Genomic DNA, 16965 nt, shown 5'->3' on the forward strand with positions numbered 1-16965 from the left:
GCCTCTCGGATCGGGTCGGCGGTCAGGCGGCGAGCGAACGGTCGACCGCGGCGAGGATGCGATCGGCGTCGGGCAGGTGGTGCTTCTCGAGCTTAGCCGGGGGGTAGGGGATGTCGAACCCGCCGACGCGCAACACCGGCGACTCCAGGTGATAGAAGCAGCGTTCGGTGATCCGTGCCGCGATCTCGGCGCCGAGCCCACCGAAGACGGGAGCCTCGTGCACGATGACCAGCCTGCCGGTCTTGTCCACCGATTCCTCGATGGTGTCGAAATCGATCGGCGCGAGGCTGCGCAGATCGATGACCTCGAGCGAATGTCCTTCCTCCGCGGCGATTCTGGCCGCCGTGAGCGCGGTCGCGACGGTGCCGCCGTAGGCGACGAGAGTGGCGTCCTCGCCGGTGCGACAGACCCGGGCCCGATCCATCGCCAGCTCCGGCGGTGCGTCGAAGTCGACGTCGGCCTTGTCCCAGTAGCGGCGCTTCGGCTCGAAGAAGATGACCGGATCGTCCAGCGCGATCGCTTGGCGCACAAGGTGATACGCGTCGGACGGATTGCTCGGCGTCACCACCCGCAGCCCCGCGGTGTGCGCGAAGTAGGCCTCCGGCGATTCGGAGTGGTGTTCCACCGAACCGATGCCGCCGCCGAACGGTATGCGAATCGTGATGGGCGCGATCACCTTTCCTTTGGTCCGGTAGTGGATCTTGGCCACCTGGGAGACGATCTGGTCGAACGCCGGATAGACGAACCCGTCGAACTGGATCTCGCAGACCGGCCGGAACCCGCGCAGCGCCATGCCGAAAGCCGTTCCGACGATGCCGGATTCGGCCAGCGGGGTGTCGACGACGCGGTTGTTGCCGAAGTCCTTCTGCAAGGTGTCGGTCACCCGGAAGACGCCGCCGAGCTTGCCGATGTCCTCGCCCATGAGCACGACCTTGGGATCGTCCTCCAGCGCCCGGCGCAGCCCGGTGTTCAGCGCGTTGGCGAAGGTGGTGATCATGGTCGGACTCCTTCCGGTCGCGCGGAGGACGCACCGGGATCGCCGGTCAGGTACTCCGCGTACTCCCGCCGCTGTTCGTCTAGCAGCGAGTGTGGTGTCGCGTAGACGTGGTCGAACAGCTCCATCGGCGCCGGGTCCGGCATCTCGATGGTCGCGGCGCGCAGCTGTCGCGCGACGTCGTCGGCGTGGGCGGTGACCTGCCGCGCCCAGTCCTCGTCGAACTGCCCCTCCCGCTCCAGGAGCCTGCGCACCCGGTCGATCGGATCGCGGCGCTTCCACTCCTCGGTCTCGGCCGCTGCGCGGTACCGGGTGGGGTCGTCGGCGGTGGTGTGCGGACCCATCCGGTAGGTGAGCGCCTCGATGAAGGACGGCCCGCCGCCCGAACGCGCCCGCGCCACGGCCTGCCTGGTCACCGCGAGCACGGCGAGTACGTCGTTGCCGTCGACCTGAACGCCGGGCATGCCGTAGCCGTAGGCGCGGCGGGCGATCGGCGTCGCGCTCTGGATCCGCACGGGAGCGCTGATCGCCCAGTGGTTGTTCTGGCAGAAGAACACCACCGGCGCGCTCCAGCTCGCGGCGAAGCCGAGCGCCTCGGCGATGTCGCCCTGGCTCGTCGCGCCGTCACCGAAGTAGGCGATGGTGGCGATCTCGGCGCCGTCCAGGTTCGCGGCGTAGGCGTATCCGGTGGCGTGCAGGCCCTGCGAGCCGACCACGATGTTCGGGTTGGTCATGTTCACCGCGCCGGGGTCCCAGCAGGAGTGCGCCGCGCCGCGCCACAGCCGGGTGAGCTCGGTGGGCGAGACGCCGCGGCAATAGGCGACGGCGGCTTCGCGGTAGCTGCAGAACACATAGTCGTCGGCGTGGAGGGCGCGCGCCGAACCGACCTGGGCCGCCTCTTGGCCGAACAACGGCGGCCACAGTCCCAACTGGCCTTGGCGCTGCAACGCGGTCGCCTCGACGTCGATGCGGCGACTCACCACCATGTCCTCGTACAGCGCGCGCAGCTGATCCGGGCCGACATCGGCGACGAGCGCCGCGTGCTGACGATCGAGAACGCGGCGGCCGTCGGGCTGGATCAACTGCACCGGGTATGTGGGCTTGTCCGCCATGACCGCTCGCCTCCTCATCCTGCGCCGAGCACGATGTGTCCTACCTCACAGCATCCACGAGAAAGCGGTCTGCGCAAGTGACCGGTAGACCAATGGGCAGAATGCTCAAATCGGTGGGCCGCGGTGGTGTCATACTGCGTTGTATGTCCAGTAAGGAACCCGTCGACGCCACGCTGGACGCCACCGATGCGCGCCTGCTGCTGGAGCTGGTCGCCAACCCGAGGGCGACCGGCGTGGAGCTGGCGAACCGGCTCGGGCTGTCCCGCAACACCGTGCAGGCGCGGCTGTCTCGCTGGGAGGCGAGCGGGGTGCTCGGCAGTTTCGAACGGCGGGTGCGGCCGCGAGCGCTGGGCTATCCACTCGCCGCGTTCGTCGCGGTGGTCGTCGATCAGCACCAATTGGACTCGGTGGTGGACGAACTCGCCGAGGTCCCGGAGGTCACCGAGGTGTGCGGCATGACCGGACTCACCGACCTCACCGTCCGCGTCGTCGCCCAGGACGCCGACGACCTGTATCGAATCGCCGGACAGATCCTCAAGATTCCCGGGGTGGAGCGAACCAACATGGCGCTGGTCATGCGGGAGCTGGTGGGGCCGCGGACCGCGCCGTTGCTGGATCGGCTGGCCGGGTCGAGCTGATCGCCGTGCCCGCTACTGTGCGGGTATGGAGATTTCGGGCAAGGTCGCGATCGTCACGGGGGCGGGAGCGGGTATCGGTGCGGCGCTGGCGCGGCGGCTGGCCGAGCGCGGAGCGCGCGTCGTGGTCGCCGACCTGGACGGCGAGTCGGCTGCTGCGGTAGCGGAATCCATTGGCGCCCAGGCGGTATCGGTGGGCGGCGATGTCTCCGACGAGCAGGTCGTCCAATCACTGATCGATCGCGCCGAGGCCGAATTCGGGCCGGTGGACTCCTATTTCGCCAACGCGGGCATCGGCGGCGGTCCCGGACTGGAGAGCACCGACGAGCAGTGGTCGGCCGCGCTGGAGGTGAACGTGCTGGCGCACGTGCGCGCCGCTCGGCTGCTCGTCCCCGGTTGGGTGGCGCGTGGCGAGGGATACTTCGTCGTCACGGCGTCGGCTGCGGGGCTGTTGACCCAGATCGGCTCGGCGCCGTACTCGGTCACCAAACACGCCGCGGTCGGTTTCGCCGAATGGCTTTCGATCACCTACGGGGACAACGGGATTCGAGTCAGCTGCGTGTGCCCGATGGGCGTCGACACCAAGCTGCTGCACGGCGATCTGATCCCCGGCGACGAGGCGGCCGCCGCGATGGCGATCAAGGCGGTCACGTCGGCGGGCGCGGTGCTCTCGCCCGAAGAGGTCGCCGATGTGGTCTTGGCGGGCGTCGAGGCCGAGCAGTTCCTGATCCTCCCCCACCCGGAGGTGCTGGAGATGTACCGCCGCAAGGGCGCCGACTACGACCGCTGGCTGGCGGGCATGCGCCGGTTCCAGAGCGCGCTGCGCGGATAGCCGCGCCCTGCCGCGGCTCGAGCTCTTCGAGGGAACCGTCAGTCGGTGACGAGTTCGGCCGCGGCAGTACGGACGACCTCCGGGATCTCGACCGGCTTGCGGGTCTCGGCGTCCACGTAGACGTGCACGAAGACGCCCGTGGCCGCGAGCTCGAGCGAACCGTCGGCGTCGCGGAAGATCGCCAGGTCGTAGGTGATGCTGGAGCGGCCGAGCCGGGATATCCGCAGGCCGACCTGCAGCTGGTCGGGGAAGCTGATCGAGCCGAGGTACTGGCAGGAGGTCTGCGCGACCACGCCGAGCGCGGGCAGCTCCCTGATGTCGGTGCCCGTCGCGTGCATCAACCAGGCGTTCACCGCGGTGTCGAAGTACGAGTAGTACGTCACGTTGTTCACGTGGCCGTAGTGGTCGTTGTCCGCCCACCGGGTCGGCATCGGCCAGAGCACGGGATACTGCTGCGTCACCCGGCCGACGATAGCTCAGCGTGGGCGGCGCCCTGCCGGTGGTCGCGCGGACTCACCCCGAAGTGGCGTTTGAAGGCGGCGCTCAGCGCGAAGGCCGAACCGTAGCCGACCTGGCGCGCGATGGCCTCGATGGTGGCATCCGACTCCTGGAGCAGATCGGCGGCCAGCGCGAGGCGCCATTCGGTGAGGAAGGCCATCGGTGGCTCGCCGACCAGGTCGGTGAACCGCCGAGCCAGCGCGGCGCGCGAGACGCCGACCGTCTCGGCCAGGCTCGCGACGGTCCAGCCGTGCGCGGGATTGTGCTGCAGCAAGCGCAGGGCCTTGCCGACCAGCGGATCGCTGTAGGCGTGGTACCAGGCGGGTGCGTCGTTGCGGGCGAACCAGGCGCGCAGCGCGGCGATCAGTACCAAGTCGAGAAGGCGGTCCAGCACCGCGCCTTGGGCGGGCTGGTCCTTGGTCGCCTCGTCGGCGAGGATGTCGAGCAGGCGGCTGTCGAAATCGCCGTGCGACAGCACCGCGATCGGGGGCAGGGCGCGCAGCAGCCGCTGGCTCGCCGCGCCCGCCGACTCGTAGGTGCCGGTGACCATCATGGTCGCGCCCTCCGGGTCGGTGCCCCACTGACGCACGCCGAGACTCAATGTCTCGCAGAGGATCTCACCGTCGGGCGTCTTCGTGACCTGGCCCGGATGGATGATGATCTGCGGTGGCGTCGCTGGATCGTCGGCGACGGTGTAGGGATGCGGGCCGCGGAAGATGGCGACGTCGCCCGCGAGCAGTTGGCGCGGCTCGCTCTTGGCCGAAACCTTGCTCGCCCGAGGCGAATTCGAGGTGCCGTCCGGGACGATCCAGGCGGTGCCGCGGATCATCGAGAGCACGGTGAGCGGCGCTTCGTCCTGGATGCGCAACGACCACGGCGGATCCAGCAGCGAACACATCAGGAACGCGCCCCTGGCGCGTGGGCCTTCGAGCAGACTGGCGAGCGCATCCACGTCTCCAACAGTAGACGCACGCGCATGGTCGTGAGCGGCTGAACTATGTTTCGTCTCGGCTCGAGACGGTGTACTCGAATCATGAACAGCAACGACAGCCGACAGCCCCGCACCCTCGTCACCGGCGGCACCGGAAAGACCGGTTCCCGGGTGGCGTCCCGGCTCCTGGCGGGTGGCCACGAAGTCCGTATCGGGTCCCGTTCCGCGGAGATTCCGTTCGACTGGACCGACCGCGCCACCTGGGGACCGGCGCTCGCCGATGTGGACGCCGCCTACCTGGCCTACCAGCCCGATCTCGCCGCGCCGGGAGCGCCGGACGTCATCCGGGCGTTCGCCGCGGCCGCGAAGACGGCCGGTGTGGGCAAGTTGGTGCTGCTGTCCGGGCGCGGCGAACCCGAGGCGCTGGAGTGCGAGCGGATCGTGCGCGAATCCGGGCTCGAGTGGACCGTGGTGCGCTGCGCCTTCTTCGCCCAGAACTTCAGCGAGGGCGCGTTCGCGGACTACATCCCGTCCGGAACGGTCGCGCTGCCCAACGGCGACGTACCGGAACCGTTCGTACACGCCGACGACATCGCCGACGTGGCGGTCGCCGCGCTGACCGAGCCGGGGCACGACGGCGAAGTCTACGAACTCACCGGGCCGCGGGCGTTGTCCTTCGCCGAGGCGACCGCCGAGATCGCCGCGGCCACCGGCCGCGACATCCAGTTCATCCCCCTCACCCGCACGGAATTCGTCGCGGGGCTGACGGAATACCAGGTTCCGGCCGACGAGGTCAGCCTGCTCGACTACCTGTTCGGCACGCTTCTCGACGGACGGAACTCGGCGGTCACGGATGGTGTGCGGCGGGCGCTCGGGCGGGAGGCCAAGGATTTCGGCGACTTCGTCGCGGAGACGGCGGCGGCCGGGGCATGGGCGGTGGAGGAGGTTTCGGTGCGGTGATCCGAGGGTTTGCGGCTCGAAGAGCGTCAGGGGCAACAGGATTGGAGCAGGAGTCATTGTCGACTCGACTGAGTCCAGTTGATGCGGTCCGCTGGTTGGCGCGGAATAGCGGATCACGCCGACCTGTTGAAATTGTCGGAAGCGAAATGTACCCACCCGCGGACGTGGAGCTCAACGGAGCGCCCCACGCAACCGGACCAGCCCGGGCCGACGATGTCCCGAACCGGCCCCGTGGGTGGGTGCTGCGGGACCCGCCCACTCCCAGCGCGGGTCCACTGGCGAACCGAGCGATCAGTGGGCGTCGTCCGTGGCCTTGGCGCTGAGGTCGGGCGCGGACGGGGCCGGGGCGACGACGCCCGCCTTCCAGCAGCAGAGCAGCACCGCGACGAGGGGCACGAGCATGGCGGCGGTGAGGGGAACCAGTTCGGTGAGCCAACCGATGACGGCAGGCCCCGCGAGCAGGCCGAAGTAACCGAGGCCGAAGACGCGAGCCATATCGGTGGCGGCGGTGCTGGTTCCGAGATTGCCTGCGGCGGTGAAGATCTGGGGGACGCTGCCGGAGAGGCCGAGGCCGCAGAGCGCCCAGCCGACAAGGGTCAGCGGTGTCCAGGCGGACAGCATGATGACACCGAGGCCGAGGGCGGCGAGCAGGGTTCCGTAGCGGACCACGGCGACCCGGCCGAACGCGCCGCTGACGCGGTCGGCGGCGAAGCGACCCGCGGTCATGGTCACCGAGAACGCGCCGAACGCCAGCGCGGCGGTGGCTGCGTCGACGCCGAGGTGGTCGCGCATCTGCAACGTGCTCCAGTCGGCGGCGACGCCTTCCGCGAGCAGCACTGCGAAAGCGATAGCGGCCAGCGCCAACACCTTTCGTCGGTGTCCGGGTTCCGGCACGTCGGCGGCGTCCTCAGTATGCGCGGGGCCGATGACTTCCGAGCTGGGTGGTTCGGGCCGCTGGGGCGCGGCCGGATCGGCCAGTAGACGCGGCACGCTCGCGACGACCAGCGCGACACAACTCGCCGAGGCCAGGACGAGAGTGACGCGCACGTCCCAGCCCGCGCGCAACGCGGCGGCGCCGAGCAGGGAACCCAGCAGGCCGCCGCCGGAGAACAGGGCGTGGAACGCCGACATGATCGGCCGCCCGTAGGCCCGTTCGACCTGCACCGCTTGGGCGTTCATCGAGACGTCGAGTGCGCCGTTGCCGAAGCCGAAACAGGCCAGCGCCACCGCCAGCGACACCGGGCCGGTCGCGAAGCCGGGACCGAGCACGGCTATCGACGCGACGAGCGCGGCCACGCCCACCAGTCTCCTGCTGCCGAACCGGTCCGCGAGCGGGCCCGCGATGCGCATGCCGACGATCCCCGCGCCCGCCATGAGCAGGATGAACATGCCCAGCGTCGAATGCGAGACGCCCGTCCGATCGGTGATGACCGGGATGTGCACGACCCACATCGCCAGCAGGGCACCGTTCGCACCGAATACGGTGAACACCGCGCCGCGCGCCGTGCGTGTTCGACCGTCGACCGTTTTGGCTGGCACCAGTTCGACGGTACCGGTGTTCGGCTTCCGGCTTGGTCGATCGCGGACGACGCTGGCGAAACCCCGCGCTCGCAGCGCCTACAGGTACATCCCCGACTCCGGTTCGGGTGCGGTGGTATCGAGACTGGGCACGCCGCCTTGGAGGGCGATGAGTTCGGCGAGGGAGAAACCGTCGTCGGGGATCGGGGCCGGGTGGTCGCCGAGCCAGCGCCGCGCTTCGGTCGCGGAGAGGCGGCCGATCTCGAGTTGGGCGAGGCAGCGGCCGGGACGCGTGACGGCGGGGTGCAGGCGGGACAGGTCCTCGTTGGTGGTGATGGCGACGAGCACATCGCGCCCTTGCCCGAGCATCCCGTCGGTCAGGTTCAGCAGACGCGAGAGCCCCTGCCCCGCCGAGGCTTTCGCTTCGGCACGGATGAGCTCGTCGCAGTCCTCCAGCACCAGCAGGCGCCAGCGGCGGCGCTCGTCGTCGACCTCGGTGGCGGCCGACATGAGGTAGCCGGGCTGACTGAACAGCATGTCCGGATCCAGCACGCAGTCGACCTGGCACCACGGCTGCCACGCCCTGGCCAGCGCGCGCAGCGCCGTGGTCTTTCCGGTGCCCGGCGGCCCGTGCAGCAACAGGAGCCGACCGCGAATATCGGTGGGCGACAGCGCCATCAGCCGATCCAGGGCGGCCGCGGCCGAGTCCGGATAGTTGCGGCGGATGTCCGACCAGACCGGTGTCTCGATGTCGTGTTGACGCCGCCGCGGTCCCTGCTGGGTGTGCAGGTACCAGAACCCCATCTCGATGCCGTCCACCACCTCGGACGGCTCCTCGGCGTCGCGGATCGCCTCGGCCAGAACATCGTTGGCCAGCTCATCGGTGACGGCGGTGACCTCGACGACGGCGGAACGGTCGGCCCAGCGGTCCGCGCGCAGCGTCCAGCCGTCGCCGACCACCAGGATCGAGCGGCTGTTGTCCTCCTCGATGGCGCGGGCGATCCGCGAACCCGGCGGGCGCAGCGGCGCGTCGGCGCGCACGCGTTCGAGCTGCTTCTTGCGGTAGCGACCCTGTTCGCCTTGGACGAAAGGGGTCAGCGCGAGCACGTCGAGCACATCGCGCGGCGAGTAGTACGAATCCAGTGCGACGGACCACCGTAGGCTCTCGGCCGGATCGGCCGGCCCCGGCTCGGGCCCGACCAACCGAAGTGGTTCCTTGCGTTCCAACATTCCGACCATGATCGGCGTGTCGGACCGGCGACGTCCACCGAATTAACGCGAAGCGGCCCCCGCTCCGGTGGAACGAGGGCCGCTTACCCGGTGCCTTACAGCGCCTTCAGTTCCTCGGTGACCGCACCGACGGACTTCTTGGCGTCGCCGAACAGCATCGAGGTGGTGTCGGCGTAGAACAGCGGGTTGTCGATGCCGGCGAAGCCGGAGTTCATCGACCGCTTGAGCACGATCACCGACTTGGCCTGGTCGACGTTGAGCACCGGCATGCCGTAGATCGGGCTGGAGGCGTCCTCGCGGGCGGCCGGGTTGGTGACGTCGTTGGCGCCGATGACCAGGGCGACATCGGTGCGGCCGAACTCGCCGTTGATGTCGTCCATTTCCTTCATCGCGTCGTAGGAGACCTCGGCCTCGGCCAGCAGCACGTTCATGTGCCCGGGCATCCGACCCGCGACCGGGTGGATGGCGTACTTGACCTCCACACCCTTCTTCTCCAGCAGCTCGGCCATCTCCTTGACCGCGTGCTGGGCCTGCGCGACGGCCATGCCGTAGCCGGGGACCACGATGACCTGGTTGGCATACGCCATCTGGATCGCGGCGTCCGCGGCCGAGGTGGCCTTGGCCTGCTTCTGCTCGCCGCCACCGGCACCGGGCGCGGTGCCGCCGCCACCGAATCCACCGGCGACGATGGCCGGGATGGACCGGTTCATGGCCTTGGCCATCAGGTTGGTCAGGATGGTGCCGGACGCGCCGACGATCATGCCCGCCACGATCATCGCGGTGTTGTTCAACGCCAGACCCGCCGCGGCGGCCGACAAACCGGTCAACGCGTTGAGCAGCGAGATGACCACGGGCATGTCCGCGCCACCGATCGGCAGCACCACCATCAACCCGAGCACACCCGCGGCGAGGAGCAGCAGCACCATCCACCACCACGGCGCACCACCGTCGGCCGCGCCGATGCCGATCACCACGGCCGCGACGATCGCGACCACCAGCAGCAGCAGATTCAGCGGCTGCTGCAGGCGGCCGATCCCGATCGGCTTGCCCGGCAGGATCTCCTGCAACTTGCCGAAGGCGATCAGCGAGCCCCAGAACGACACCGAACCGATGATCGCGGCGAACAGCGAGCCCACGATGATGTGGACCGTCGGTTCCTCACCGTGCTTGAAGTTGGAAAAGCCCGTGGTATCCAGGAACTCGGCCCACGCGATGAGCGCGACCGTGCCACCGCCGACACCGTTGAACGCGGCCACCAGCTGCGGCATGGCGGTCATCTTGGTGTACTTCGCGGGCGGCACACCCAGCACCACACCGAGCACCAGACCGGCGACGATCAGGATCCAGTTGGAGGTGTCGCGCACCGCGATCAACGTCGCGACCACGGCGATGCCCATACCGACGGCGGCGATCCAGTTGCCGCGCACCGCGGTCTTCGGGCCGGTCAAGCCCATCAGACCGTAGATGAACATCGCGAAGGCGACGATGTAGAGAATGTTGACCAGGTTGTCCATAGCTTTACTCGCCCGCCTTCTCCGCCGCGGCGACCGGCTTCTTGGCCTTGAACATGCCCAGCATCCGGTCGGTGACCACGAAACCACCGATCACGTTCAGCGTTCCGAAGACCACGGCGACGAACAGAATGATCTGGATGCCGATCGAGGGGTTCTCCACCCGGCCCAGCGTCACCAACGCACCGAGGACCACGATGCCGTGAATGGCGTTGGTGCCCGACATCAGCGGGGTGTGCAAGGTGTTGGGGACCTTGGAGATGACGGCGAAACCGACGAACCCGGACAGCACCAGGATCGCGATGTTCGCCAGCAGTTCGGTATACATCAGTTCACCTCACGAGTGACGCAGGAGTCCGCGAGAACCTGATCCTCGAAGTCGGGGGCGACCTTGCCATCCACGAGCATCAGTTCCAGCAGGGCCGCGATGTTCTTGGAGTACAGCTCGCTGGCGTGCTCCGGCATGGTCGCGGGCAGGTTCAGCGGCGAGGCGATGGTGACGCCGTGCTTGACCACGGTCTGTCCCGGCTCGGTCAGTTCGCAGTTGCCGCCGGTCTCACCGGCCAGGTCCACGATCACGCTGCCCGGCTTCATGCCCTCCACCGCGGCGGCGGTCACCAGCCGCGGCGCGGGACGACCCGGCACCAGCGCGGTGGTGATCACCACGTCGAAGCCCTTGATCGCGTCCTCGAGCGCCTGCTGCTGCTTGGCCTTCTCCTCGTCGGTCAGCTCACGCGCGTAACCGCCCTCGCCCGCGGCGTCGATGCCAAGGTCCAGCCACTGCGCACCGACCGAACGCACCTGATCGGCGACCTCGGGACGCACGTCGTAACCGGTGGTCCGGCCGCCTAGTCGCTTGGCCGTCGCCAGCGCCTGCAGACCGGCCACACCCACGCCGAGCACCAGCACGGTCGCGGGCTTCACCGTGCCCGCCGCGGTGGTCAGCATCGGGAAGAAGCGGGTCGACTCCGACGCCGCCAGCAGCACCGCCTTGTATCCGGCGACATTCGCCTGCGAGGACAGCGCGTCCATCACCTGCGCACGCGAGATCCGCGGGATCGCCTCGACCGCGAAGGCCTGCACACCGGCCGACTTCAGCGCCGCGATCTGGTTCTCGGCATTGCGCGGGGCGAGGAAGCCGATCAGCGTCTGCCCGTCGGACAGCTTGGCCACCTCGGCATCGCTGGGCGGGGCCACCTTCACGACCACCTCGGCCGACCACGGATCGCCGATGGTCGCACCGGCCTCCGCGTAGGCCTCGTCGGGAATGAGCGCACCCAGTCCGGCGCCGGCTTCCACGACCACCTCGACGCCCTGCTTCAGCAGCGCCGGAATGATCTTGGGCACCAATGCGACACGCCGCTCGCCCGCGTTGGACTCGCGAACGACTCCGACACGCGCTCCGCGCGGCGACGAGTCGCCAACGTTTTGCGTTGTCTCCACTTGTCAGACTTCCTTCTCGTGCTGGCTGTTGGCCACCGACCGATGTCCGGACGAAGTTACTAACGAGTAAGTTCGCCGAAAATCCTCGCAACTGTACCCGGCTCGCCGTGAGCGTAGCTGAGATGCCCGTCACAGAACGTGGTCGGATTCCGCCCATATGCCGGATTCGAACCGCGTCGACGCGCTGTGTCGTCGCCTCCGTTCTCGCTGCGCCGACGCGAAAAACTCGACTTCGATGATCGTCCGCGCAGGTGAGGGCCACAAGATCGAACCTTCAGGTCTCTTACTTACCCACACGTCAGCGAACTGGTCAGGCGCTCGAGACCGCGACAGAGAGTGACGCGCGTCATGTTCGACAGGGGATTCGGGGTGTTCCGCGCCACTCGTACGCCGTATGGTCGCGGTGTGAACGACTGCGTCTTCTGCCGCATCGTGGCGGGTGAAGCTCCGGCTACCAAGGTCTACGAGGACGAACTGCTGTGCGCGTTCCTCGATATCCGCCCCGTCGCGCGCGGCCACACACTGGTCGTGCCGAAGCGGCACGCGGCGGAACTGGACGATCTCGACGCCGATCTCGGCGCGGAGCTCTTCCGCGCCGGGCACCGGATCGCGCTGGCCATGCGGCGCAGCAGTCTCGTCGCCGACGGCGCGAACCTGGTGATGAACGACGGCAAGGCCGCGTTCCAGACCGTCGCGCACGTGCACCTGCACGTCGTCCCGCGCAGGCACGGCGACAAGCTCAGCTTCGCCAAGGGCTTCCTGCTGCGCAGACCGAACGATCCGGAGGGCACCGCCGACGCCATCCGGGCGGGCCTCGCGACGCTGGCCCGCCAGGACGACGCCGAGGACGTGGGCACCGAGGAAGGAACGCAGGCATGACCGACCAGACATTCGACCGCACCGAGCTGACCGCGCTGCTGACCGAGCAGTGGGACGCCATCGCGGCGCTGGTCGCCGACCTGGACGAAAACCGGTGGCGCACACCGTCGAAGCTGCCCGGCTGGACCGTGTTCGACATCGTGGCACACGTGGTCGGCACCGAATCGTGGCTGCTCGGCGAGAAGCCGCCGCCGCACGATCCGATGCGCGAGAAGACCGACGTCCGTTCGCTGCCGTACGTCCGCAACGAGACCGCGGTGCTCAACGAGATCTGGGTCGACCGGCTGCGTCCGATGCCCGGCGCGCGTCTGCTCGAGCTGTTCCGTGAGGTGATGGACCGGCGGCACAAGGCGCTGGCCGAGATGGACGACGCCGCATGGACCACGCCGACGGTCTCCCCGATCGGCCAGGTCCCCTACGGCCGGTTCATGCGGGTGCGGCTGTTCGACTGCTGGATGCACGAACTCGACATCGCCGACGCGCTGGACGTGCGAGTGAACGAGGGCGGCAGGCGCGGTGACCTGGCGTTCGCCGAGTTCGCCGGATCGCTGCCGCGGGTCGTCGCCAAGCTCGGCAAGGCGCCCGCCGGGTCACGGATCACCTTCGCGCTGTCCGGCGCGCTACCGCGGACCCTGCACATCGCGGTGGACGAGCGGGCCGCCTTCGTCGACTCGTTCGACGGTGCGGCCGATGTCGAGATCGCCATGGACTCGGGGCTTTTCGTCCGGCTGGGCGGCGGTCGTCGCAGTGCGGCAGAACATCTCGACGAGATCGCCGTCACGGGCAACGAAGAGCTCGGCGTCCGTTTGGTCCGCCACCTCGCGTTCACCCTCTGAGCCGGTGCGGCTCTTCCTGTCCAGCTACCGATTCGGCAAGCACCAGGACCGGCTCGCCGCACTGGTCGGCGCGCCGGGCCGGGTTGCCGTAATACCCAACGCCTGCGACGCCTGGCCGGACGCGTGGACGTCGGCGGTGACCAGCGATCTGGTTCCGTTGCGCAAGCTCGGGTATACGCCGGAGGTGCTGGATCTCCGCGAGTACGTCGGGCGCGCAGAGGAATTGGAGCATCGACTCGCCGAGTTCCCGCTGATCTGGGTACGTGGCGGCAATACCTTCGTGCTGCGTGCCCAATTCGCCCGTAGCGGAGCCGATCTCGCCTTGACGCGGTTGCTCGAAGCCGACGCGCTGGTCTACGCGGGGTACAGCGCGGGCGCTTGCCTGCTGACGCCGGACCTACACGGGCTGGAGTCGGTGGACGACCCCGCCGAGGTGGAACCGACGTGCGGTGTCGAACCGCGTTGGGACGGATTGGGTTTGGTCGATCACCGGATCGTCCCGCACATCGACTCCCCCACCGACCCGGATGGGTTCGGCAACCGGCTCGCGGCCGAGTACCGCGCCGCCGGGGTCGCGCACTGGGCGCTCACCGACGACGACGTCGTCGTAATCGACGGCGCGCGACCACAACTCCTGCACTGACATCCCCCTTCCCCAACCCGTCGGTTCCCACACGTCGTCCGTACGCGTCACATAGTCGGTGCCTATGTGAGGCGTGCGAACGGCGTGTGCGAGCGGTCAGGTCTCGTCGGTGGGGCGGGCGCGGAAGACGATCCAGCGCATGGCGGTGTACATATAAAGGGCTTCGCAGGCGCCCGCGAGCAGCCGGGCCACGTGGTATTCGACGCCGAGCGCGGTGAGTCCGCCGCCGACGCCGAGGATGAAGGCCACGTAGTTGATCACGACGACCACGACGTACACCGCGGCCTGCCTGCCGACGGGGGCGTGCGAGTGGAAGTTGAAGGTGCGGTTGAGGACGAAGGCGAGCCCGAACGCGCAGATGTAGCCCAGTGTGATCGAGACCGGCACCGGCCAGTTCCACCAGCCGTGAAAGAGGGTGAGCAGCACCAGGTCGACGCCGAAGGTGAAGCTGTTGATCAGTGCGAAGCCGAGGAACGTCGGCGGGACGATCCGGTCCAATCCCAGGGGCAGCCGCGCGACGACGAGCTCACACCAGCGGGTGAACCGGTCGGCGAGGGAGTCGGCGGCGACGGCCAGATCGGACACGCGGCCAGCATGGCAGCGGCAGGTGTCCGCGAGGTGAGCTGTTGGCAAACGTCCGCCGAGTCGCCCCGGTCAGCCGATCTGGCCCAAGGGTTCCGGGCGGTCCAGGCTCGACCAGGCCATCAGCCAGCGGCGGCGGGTGACGTCGTCGACATCGGCGAGGAGGGCGTCCAGCAGGAGCATGGGGTCGCGGCGCCACTGGTCGGCGACCGTCGCCAGGGCTTCCTTGTCGAACAGGCCCGAGCGGTCGAGTGCGGTGAGCCAGGTACCGAACTCGCCCGCGTGGATGCCGCGCAGCGCCTCCAGATCGACGGCGCCGTCGGCGAACTCGTCGGCGAACAGCGCGCCGATGAGTTCGCGGTAGTCCGGTGATTCGACCCGCATGCCGTCAACCCTCCGAATATGTGGCAGGTCCCCGGAATGGTCGAACGATCCGTCGGCCGGGCGCGTCCACCGTCACGACGACGGTCGATCCGCGCACGGCGAGCCCCTGCACCCGGCATTCTTGCCCGGCGCGCCCGGAATTACCAGCCCGAAGTAGCGTCCGCCTGCGCTTTCGACCGATTCCACGCCCGCACCCCACTACTCTGAACAACCGTGGACCTGCATGAACTCGTCGCCGCACTCCCCGAGGGCGCGGTGCTCACCGACCCCGATTTGCTGATCGGCTACCGGCAGGACTGGGCGCGCGATCCCGGGGCCGGAACGCCCGCGGCGGTCGTCCGCGCCACCTGCACCGCGGATGTCGCGGCGACGTTGCGCTGGGCGCACGCGCACCGGGTGCCGGTGGTTCCGCGCGGCGCGGGATCCGGGCTTTCCGGCGGCGCCACGGCGGTGGACGGCGGGATCGTGCTGAGCACCGAGCGGATGCGGGCGATCACCGTCGATCCGGTCACCCGGACCGCGGTCGCGCAGCCGGGGCTGTTGAACGCGGAGGTGAAGCGGGCGGTCGCCGAGCACGGGCTGTGGTATCCGCCGGATCCGTCGTCGTTCGAGATGTGCTCGATCGGCGGCAACGCGGCGACCAACGCGGGCGGGCTGTGCTGCGTGAAGTACGGGGTCACCACCGACTACGTGCTCGGCATGGAGGTCGTGCTCGCCGACGGAACCCCCGTGCGGTTGGGCGGGCCGCGCCTGAAGGATTCCGCCGGGCTCTCGCTCACCAAGCTGTTCGTCGGCAGCGAGGGCACGCTCGGCGTGATCACCGAACTGACGCTGCGACTGCTGCCCGCGCAGCCGTCGCAGAGCACTGTGGTCGCCAGTTTCGCCTCGCTCACCGCCGCCACCGAGGCCATTCTCGGCATCACCGGCACGCTGCGGCCGTCCATGCTCGAGTTCATGGACTCCATCGCCATCAATGCCGTCGAGGACGAGATGCGGATGGGTCTGGACCGTGCCGCCGCCGCGCTGCTGGTCGCCCGGTCCGACGCGCCTGGCGAATTCGCCGCGCGCGAGGCCGAGATCATGGTCGAGGCGTGCGAAAAGGCCGGAGCCACCGAGGTTTTCCACACCGAGGACGCCGAGGAGGGCGAGGCGTTCACGGCGGCGAGGCGTTTCGCGATTCCCGCCGTGGAACGGCTCGGGCCGCTGCTGCTCGAAGACGTCGGGGTGCCGCTGCCGCGCCTCGGCGATCTGGTCACGGGCATCGCCGCCATCGCCGAACGCAACGACGTGACCGTCTCGGTGATCGCGCACGCGGGCGACGGCAACACCCACCCGCTGATCGTGCACGACCCCGCCGACGCCGAGAACACCGCCCGCGCGCACCGTGCCTTCGGCGAGATCATGGACCTCGCCATCACCCTCGGCGGCACGATCACCGGCGAACACGGCGTCGGCAGGCTCAAGAAGGACTGGCTGCCCGACCAGCTCGGCCCCGACGTGATGGCGCTGACCCAGCGCATCAAGGACGCGCTCGACCCGCACGGCATCCTCAACCCCGGCGCGATCCTCTGACGCGGAACTCGCCGACCGGGCTTATACACTCGGCGCATTCCGCGACCGGTCCACCGCCACGCAACCGCACCCCTGATGGAGTCCGGAACAATCCCGCGCACGAAGGAGTTGGCACCACCATGACCACCAGGCTCGAGCACAACGCCGCCGACACCCGATTCGAGATCTACGTCGACGACACCCTGGCCGGGTACGCCGACTACGCCGAGCGCGAGGACAGCAAGGTCCGCGACTTCCACCACACCATGACCTTCCCGGAGTTCCGCGGGCAGGGCATCGCGGCCAAGGTGGTCGAGTACGCGCTTCAGGACTCCAGGGACGCGGGCTTTTCCGTGGTGCCGACCTGCTGGTACGTCGAGAAGTACATCGCCGACCACCGCGAGTACGCGGACCTGGTCGCTTAGG

General features: G+C 69.0%; 19 protein-coding genes. 8 read left to right on the forward strand and 11 right to left on the reverse strand.

The window, feature by feature from the left end; genetic code table 11:
• Window positions 1-22: 22 nt before the first annotated feature.
• The gene (locus ABZV58_RS10585) at window positions 23-997 is read right to left on the reverse strand and encodes an alpha-ketoacid dehydrogenase subunit beta (RefSeq protein WP_354999924.1); all 975 of its coding nucleotides are present in this window, start codon (window positions 995-997) and stop codon (window positions 23-25) included.
• Window positions 994-2106, reverse strand: a complete 1113-nt coding sequence (pdhA, locus tag ABZV58_RS10590; RefSeq protein ID WP_354999925.1) for a pyruvate dehydrogenase (acetyl-transferring) E1 component subunit alpha — start codon at window positions 2104-2106, stop codon at window positions 994-996. Before pdhA ends, ABZV58_RS10585 begins: the two co-directional genes overlap by 4 nt.
• Window positions 2107-2249: 143 nt before the next feature.
• Here pdhA and ABZV58_RS10595 point away from each other — a divergent pair, with 143 nt between their 5' ends.
• A complete protein-coding gene (locus tag ABZV58_RS10595; RefSeq protein WP_354999926.1) occupies window positions 2250-2744 on the forward strand; it encodes an Lrp/AsnC family transcriptional regulator in 495 nt (164 codons plus the stop codon).
• A 25-nt stretch (window positions 2745-2769) separates the two neighbouring features.
• Entirely contained in the window at window positions 2770-3573 is an 804-nt protein-coding gene (locus ABZV58_RS10600; RefSeq protein ID WP_354999927.1) for an SDR family oxidoreductase, read from the forward strand.
• Between the two features lie 38 nt (window positions 3574-3611).
• Here ABZV58_RS10600 and ABZV58_RS10605 read toward each other — a convergent pair whose 3' ends face one another.
• Together ABZV58_RS10605 and ABZV58_RS10610 are read right to left on the reverse strand one after the other, a co-directional pair.
• A complete protein-coding gene (locus ABZV58_RS10605) occupies window positions 3612-4004 on the reverse strand; it encodes a thioesterase family protein (protein WP_355000522.1) in 393 nt (130 codons plus the stop codon).
• A gap of 26 nt (window positions 4005-4030) precedes the next feature.
• Window positions 4031-5023, reverse strand: a complete 993-nt coding sequence (locus tag ABZV58_RS10610) for an AraC family transcriptional regulator (protein ID WP_354999928.1) — start codon at window positions 5021-5023, stop codon at window positions 4031-4033.
• Between the two features lie 81 nt (window positions 5024-5104).
• Between ABZV58_RS10610 and ABZV58_RS10615 the strand changes: the two genes are divergently transcribed.
• On the forward strand, window positions 5105-5962 hold the full coding sequence (locus tag ABZV58_RS10615; RefSeq protein WP_354999929.1) for an NAD(P)H-binding protein: 858 nt from the start codon (window positions 5105-5107) through the stop codon (window positions 5960-5962).
• Between the two features lie 291 nt (window positions 5963-6253).
• Here ABZV58_RS10615 and ABZV58_RS10620 read toward each other — a convergent pair whose 3' ends face one another.
• The 5 genes from ABZV58_RS10620 to ABZV58_RS10640 form a co-directional block, all read right to left on the reverse strand.
• Window positions 6254-7576: an MFS transporter gene (locus ABZV58_RS10620; RefSeq protein ID WP_355000523.1), complete on the reverse strand. Its 1323-nt coding sequence runs from the start codon at window positions 7574-7576 to the stop codon at window positions 6254-6256.
• A gap of 3 nt (window positions 7577-7579) precedes the next feature.
• On the reverse strand, window positions 7580-8710 hold the full coding sequence (locus ABZV58_RS10625) for a DUF5925 domain-containing protein (RefSeq protein WP_354999930.1): 1131 nt from the start codon (window positions 8708-8710) through the stop codon (window positions 7580-7582).
• A 95-nt stretch (window positions 8711-8805) separates the two neighbouring features.
• Window positions 8806-10224, reverse strand: coding sequence for an NAD(P)(+) transhydrogenase (Re/Si-specific) subunit beta (locus ABZV58_RS10630; RefSeq protein WP_354999931.1), 1419 nt, complete (start codon window positions 10222-10224; stop codon window positions 8806-8808).
• A gap of 4 nt (window positions 10225-10228) precedes the next feature.
• Window positions 10229-10549: an NAD(P) transhydrogenase subunit alpha gene (locus ABZV58_RS10635; RefSeq protein WP_141807164.1), complete on the reverse strand. Its 321-nt coding sequence runs from the start codon at window positions 10547-10549 to the stop codon at window positions 10229-10231.
• Window positions 10549-11664: a Re/Si-specific NAD(P)(+) transhydrogenase subunit alpha gene (locus ABZV58_RS10640; protein ID WP_354999932.1), complete on the reverse strand. Its 1116-nt coding sequence runs from the start codon at window positions 11662-11664 to the stop codon at window positions 10549-10551. Before ABZV58_RS10640 ends, ABZV58_RS10635 begins: the two co-directional genes overlap by 1 nt.
• Before the next feature lie 405 nt (window positions 11665-12069).
• On the opposite strand from ABZV58_RS10640, the gene ABZV58_RS10645 reads away from it, so the two are divergent.
• Genes ABZV58_RS10645 through ABZV58_RS10655 form a run of 3 tightly spaced genes read left to right on the forward strand, consistent with a single transcriptional unit; the run spans window position 12070 to window position 14022 of the window.
• On the forward strand, window positions 12070-12543 hold the full coding sequence (locus ABZV58_RS10645; RefSeq protein ID WP_354999933.1) for an HIT family protein: 474 nt from the start codon (window positions 12070-12072) through the stop codon (window positions 12541-12543).
• Window positions 12540-13379 (forward strand): maleylpyruvate isomerase family mycothiol-dependent enzyme, encoded by an 840-nt coding sequence (locus ABZV58_RS10650; protein WP_354999934.1) that lies wholly within the window; start codon window positions 12540-12542, stop codon window positions 13377-13379. The genes ABZV58_RS10645 and ABZV58_RS10650 overlap by 4 nt, the downstream gene beginning before the upstream one ends.
• A gap of 4 nt (window positions 13380-13383) precedes the next feature.
• Window positions 13384-14022, forward strand: coding sequence for a Type 1 glutamine amidotransferase-like domain-containing protein (locus ABZV58_RS10655; protein WP_354999935.1), 639 nt, complete (start codon window positions 13384-13386; stop codon window positions 14020-14022).
• A gap of 96 nt (window positions 14023-14118) precedes the next feature.
• On the opposite strand, the gene ABZV58_RS10660 is transcribed toward ABZV58_RS10655, so the two are convergent.
• Together ABZV58_RS10660 and ABZV58_RS10665 are read right to left on the reverse strand one after the other, a co-directional pair.
• Complete coding sequence (locus ABZV58_RS10660) at window positions 14119-14598, reverse strand: GtrA family protein (RefSeq protein WP_355000524.1); 480 nt, start codon at window positions 14596-14598, stop codon at window positions 14119-14121.
• Window positions 14599-14676: 78 nt separating this feature from the next.
• Complete coding sequence (locus ABZV58_RS10665) at window positions 14677-14988, reverse strand: hypothetical protein (protein WP_354999936.1); 312 nt, start codon at window positions 14986-14988, stop codon at window positions 14677-14679.
• A 213-nt stretch (window positions 14989-15201) separates the two neighbouring features.
• Here ABZV58_RS10665 and ABZV58_RS10670 point away from each other — a divergent pair, with 213 nt between their 5' ends.
• Window positions 15202-16560 (forward strand): FAD-linked oxidase C-terminal domain-containing protein, encoded by a 1359-nt coding sequence (locus ABZV58_RS10670; protein WP_354999937.1) that lies wholly within the window; start codon window positions 15202-15204, stop codon window positions 16558-16560.
• A 119-nt stretch (window positions 16561-16679) separates the two neighbouring features.
• The gene (locus tag ABZV58_RS10675) at window positions 16680-16964 is read left to right on the forward strand and encodes a GNAT family N-acetyltransferase (protein WP_354999938.1); all 285 of its coding nucleotides are present in this window, start codon (window positions 16680-16682) and stop codon (window positions 16962-16964) included.
• Window position 16965: the final 1 nt, after the last annotated feature.

This window comes from Nocardia sp. NPDC004654, from assembly GCF_040609595.1.
GTDB lineage: Bacteria > Actinomycetota > Actinomycetes > Mycobacteriales > Mycobacteriaceae > Nocardia.

Coding starts and splice junctions, on each gene's coding strand:
- ABZV58_RS10630 (WP_354999931.1), bottom strand. CDS start 10,224: ATGGACAACCTGGTCAACATTCTCTACATCGTCGCCTTCGCGATGTTC.
- ABZV58_RS10600 (WP_354999927.1), top strand. CDS start 2,770: ATGGAGATTTCGGGCAAGGTCGCGATCGTCACGGGGGCGGGAGCGGGT.
- ABZV58_RS10650 (WP_354999934.1), top strand. CDS start 12,540: ATGACCGACCAGACATTCGACCGCACCGAGCTGACCGCGCTGCTGACC.
- pdhA (WP_354999925.1), bottom strand. CDS start 2,106: ATGGCGGACAAGCCCACATACCCGGTGCAGTTGATCCAGCCCGACGGC.
- ABZV58_RS10675 (WP_354999938.1), top strand. CDS start 16,680: ATGACCACCAGGCTCGAGCACAACGCCGCCGACACCCGATTCGAGATC.
- ABZV58_RS10595 (WP_354999926.1), top strand. CDS start 2,250: ATGTCCAGTAAGGAACCCGTCGACGCCACGCTGGACGCCACCGATGCG.
- ABZV58_RS10605 (WP_355000522.1), bottom strand. CDS start 4,004: ATGCCGACCCGGTGGGCGGACAACGACCACTACGGCCACGTGAACAAC.
- ABZV58_RS10625 (WP_354999930.1), bottom strand. CDS start 8,710: ATGTTGGAACGCAAGGAACCACTTCGGTTGGTCGGGCCCGAGCCGGGG.
- ABZV58_RS10615 (WP_354999929.1), top strand. CDS start 5,105: ATGAACAGCAACGACAGCCGACAGCCCCGCACCCTCGTCACCGGCGGC.
- ABZV58_RS10665 (WP_354999936.1), bottom strand. CDS start 14,988: ATGCGGGTCGAATCACCGGACTACCGCGAACTCATCGGCGCGCTGTTC.
- ABZV58_RS10585 (WP_354999924.1), bottom strand. CDS start 997: ATGATCACCACCTTCGCCAACGCGCTGAACACCGGGCTGCGCCGGGCG.
- ABZV58_RS10635 (WP_141807164.1), bottom strand. CDS start 10,549: ATGTATACCGAACTGCTGGCGAACATCGCGATCCTGGTGCTGTCCGGG.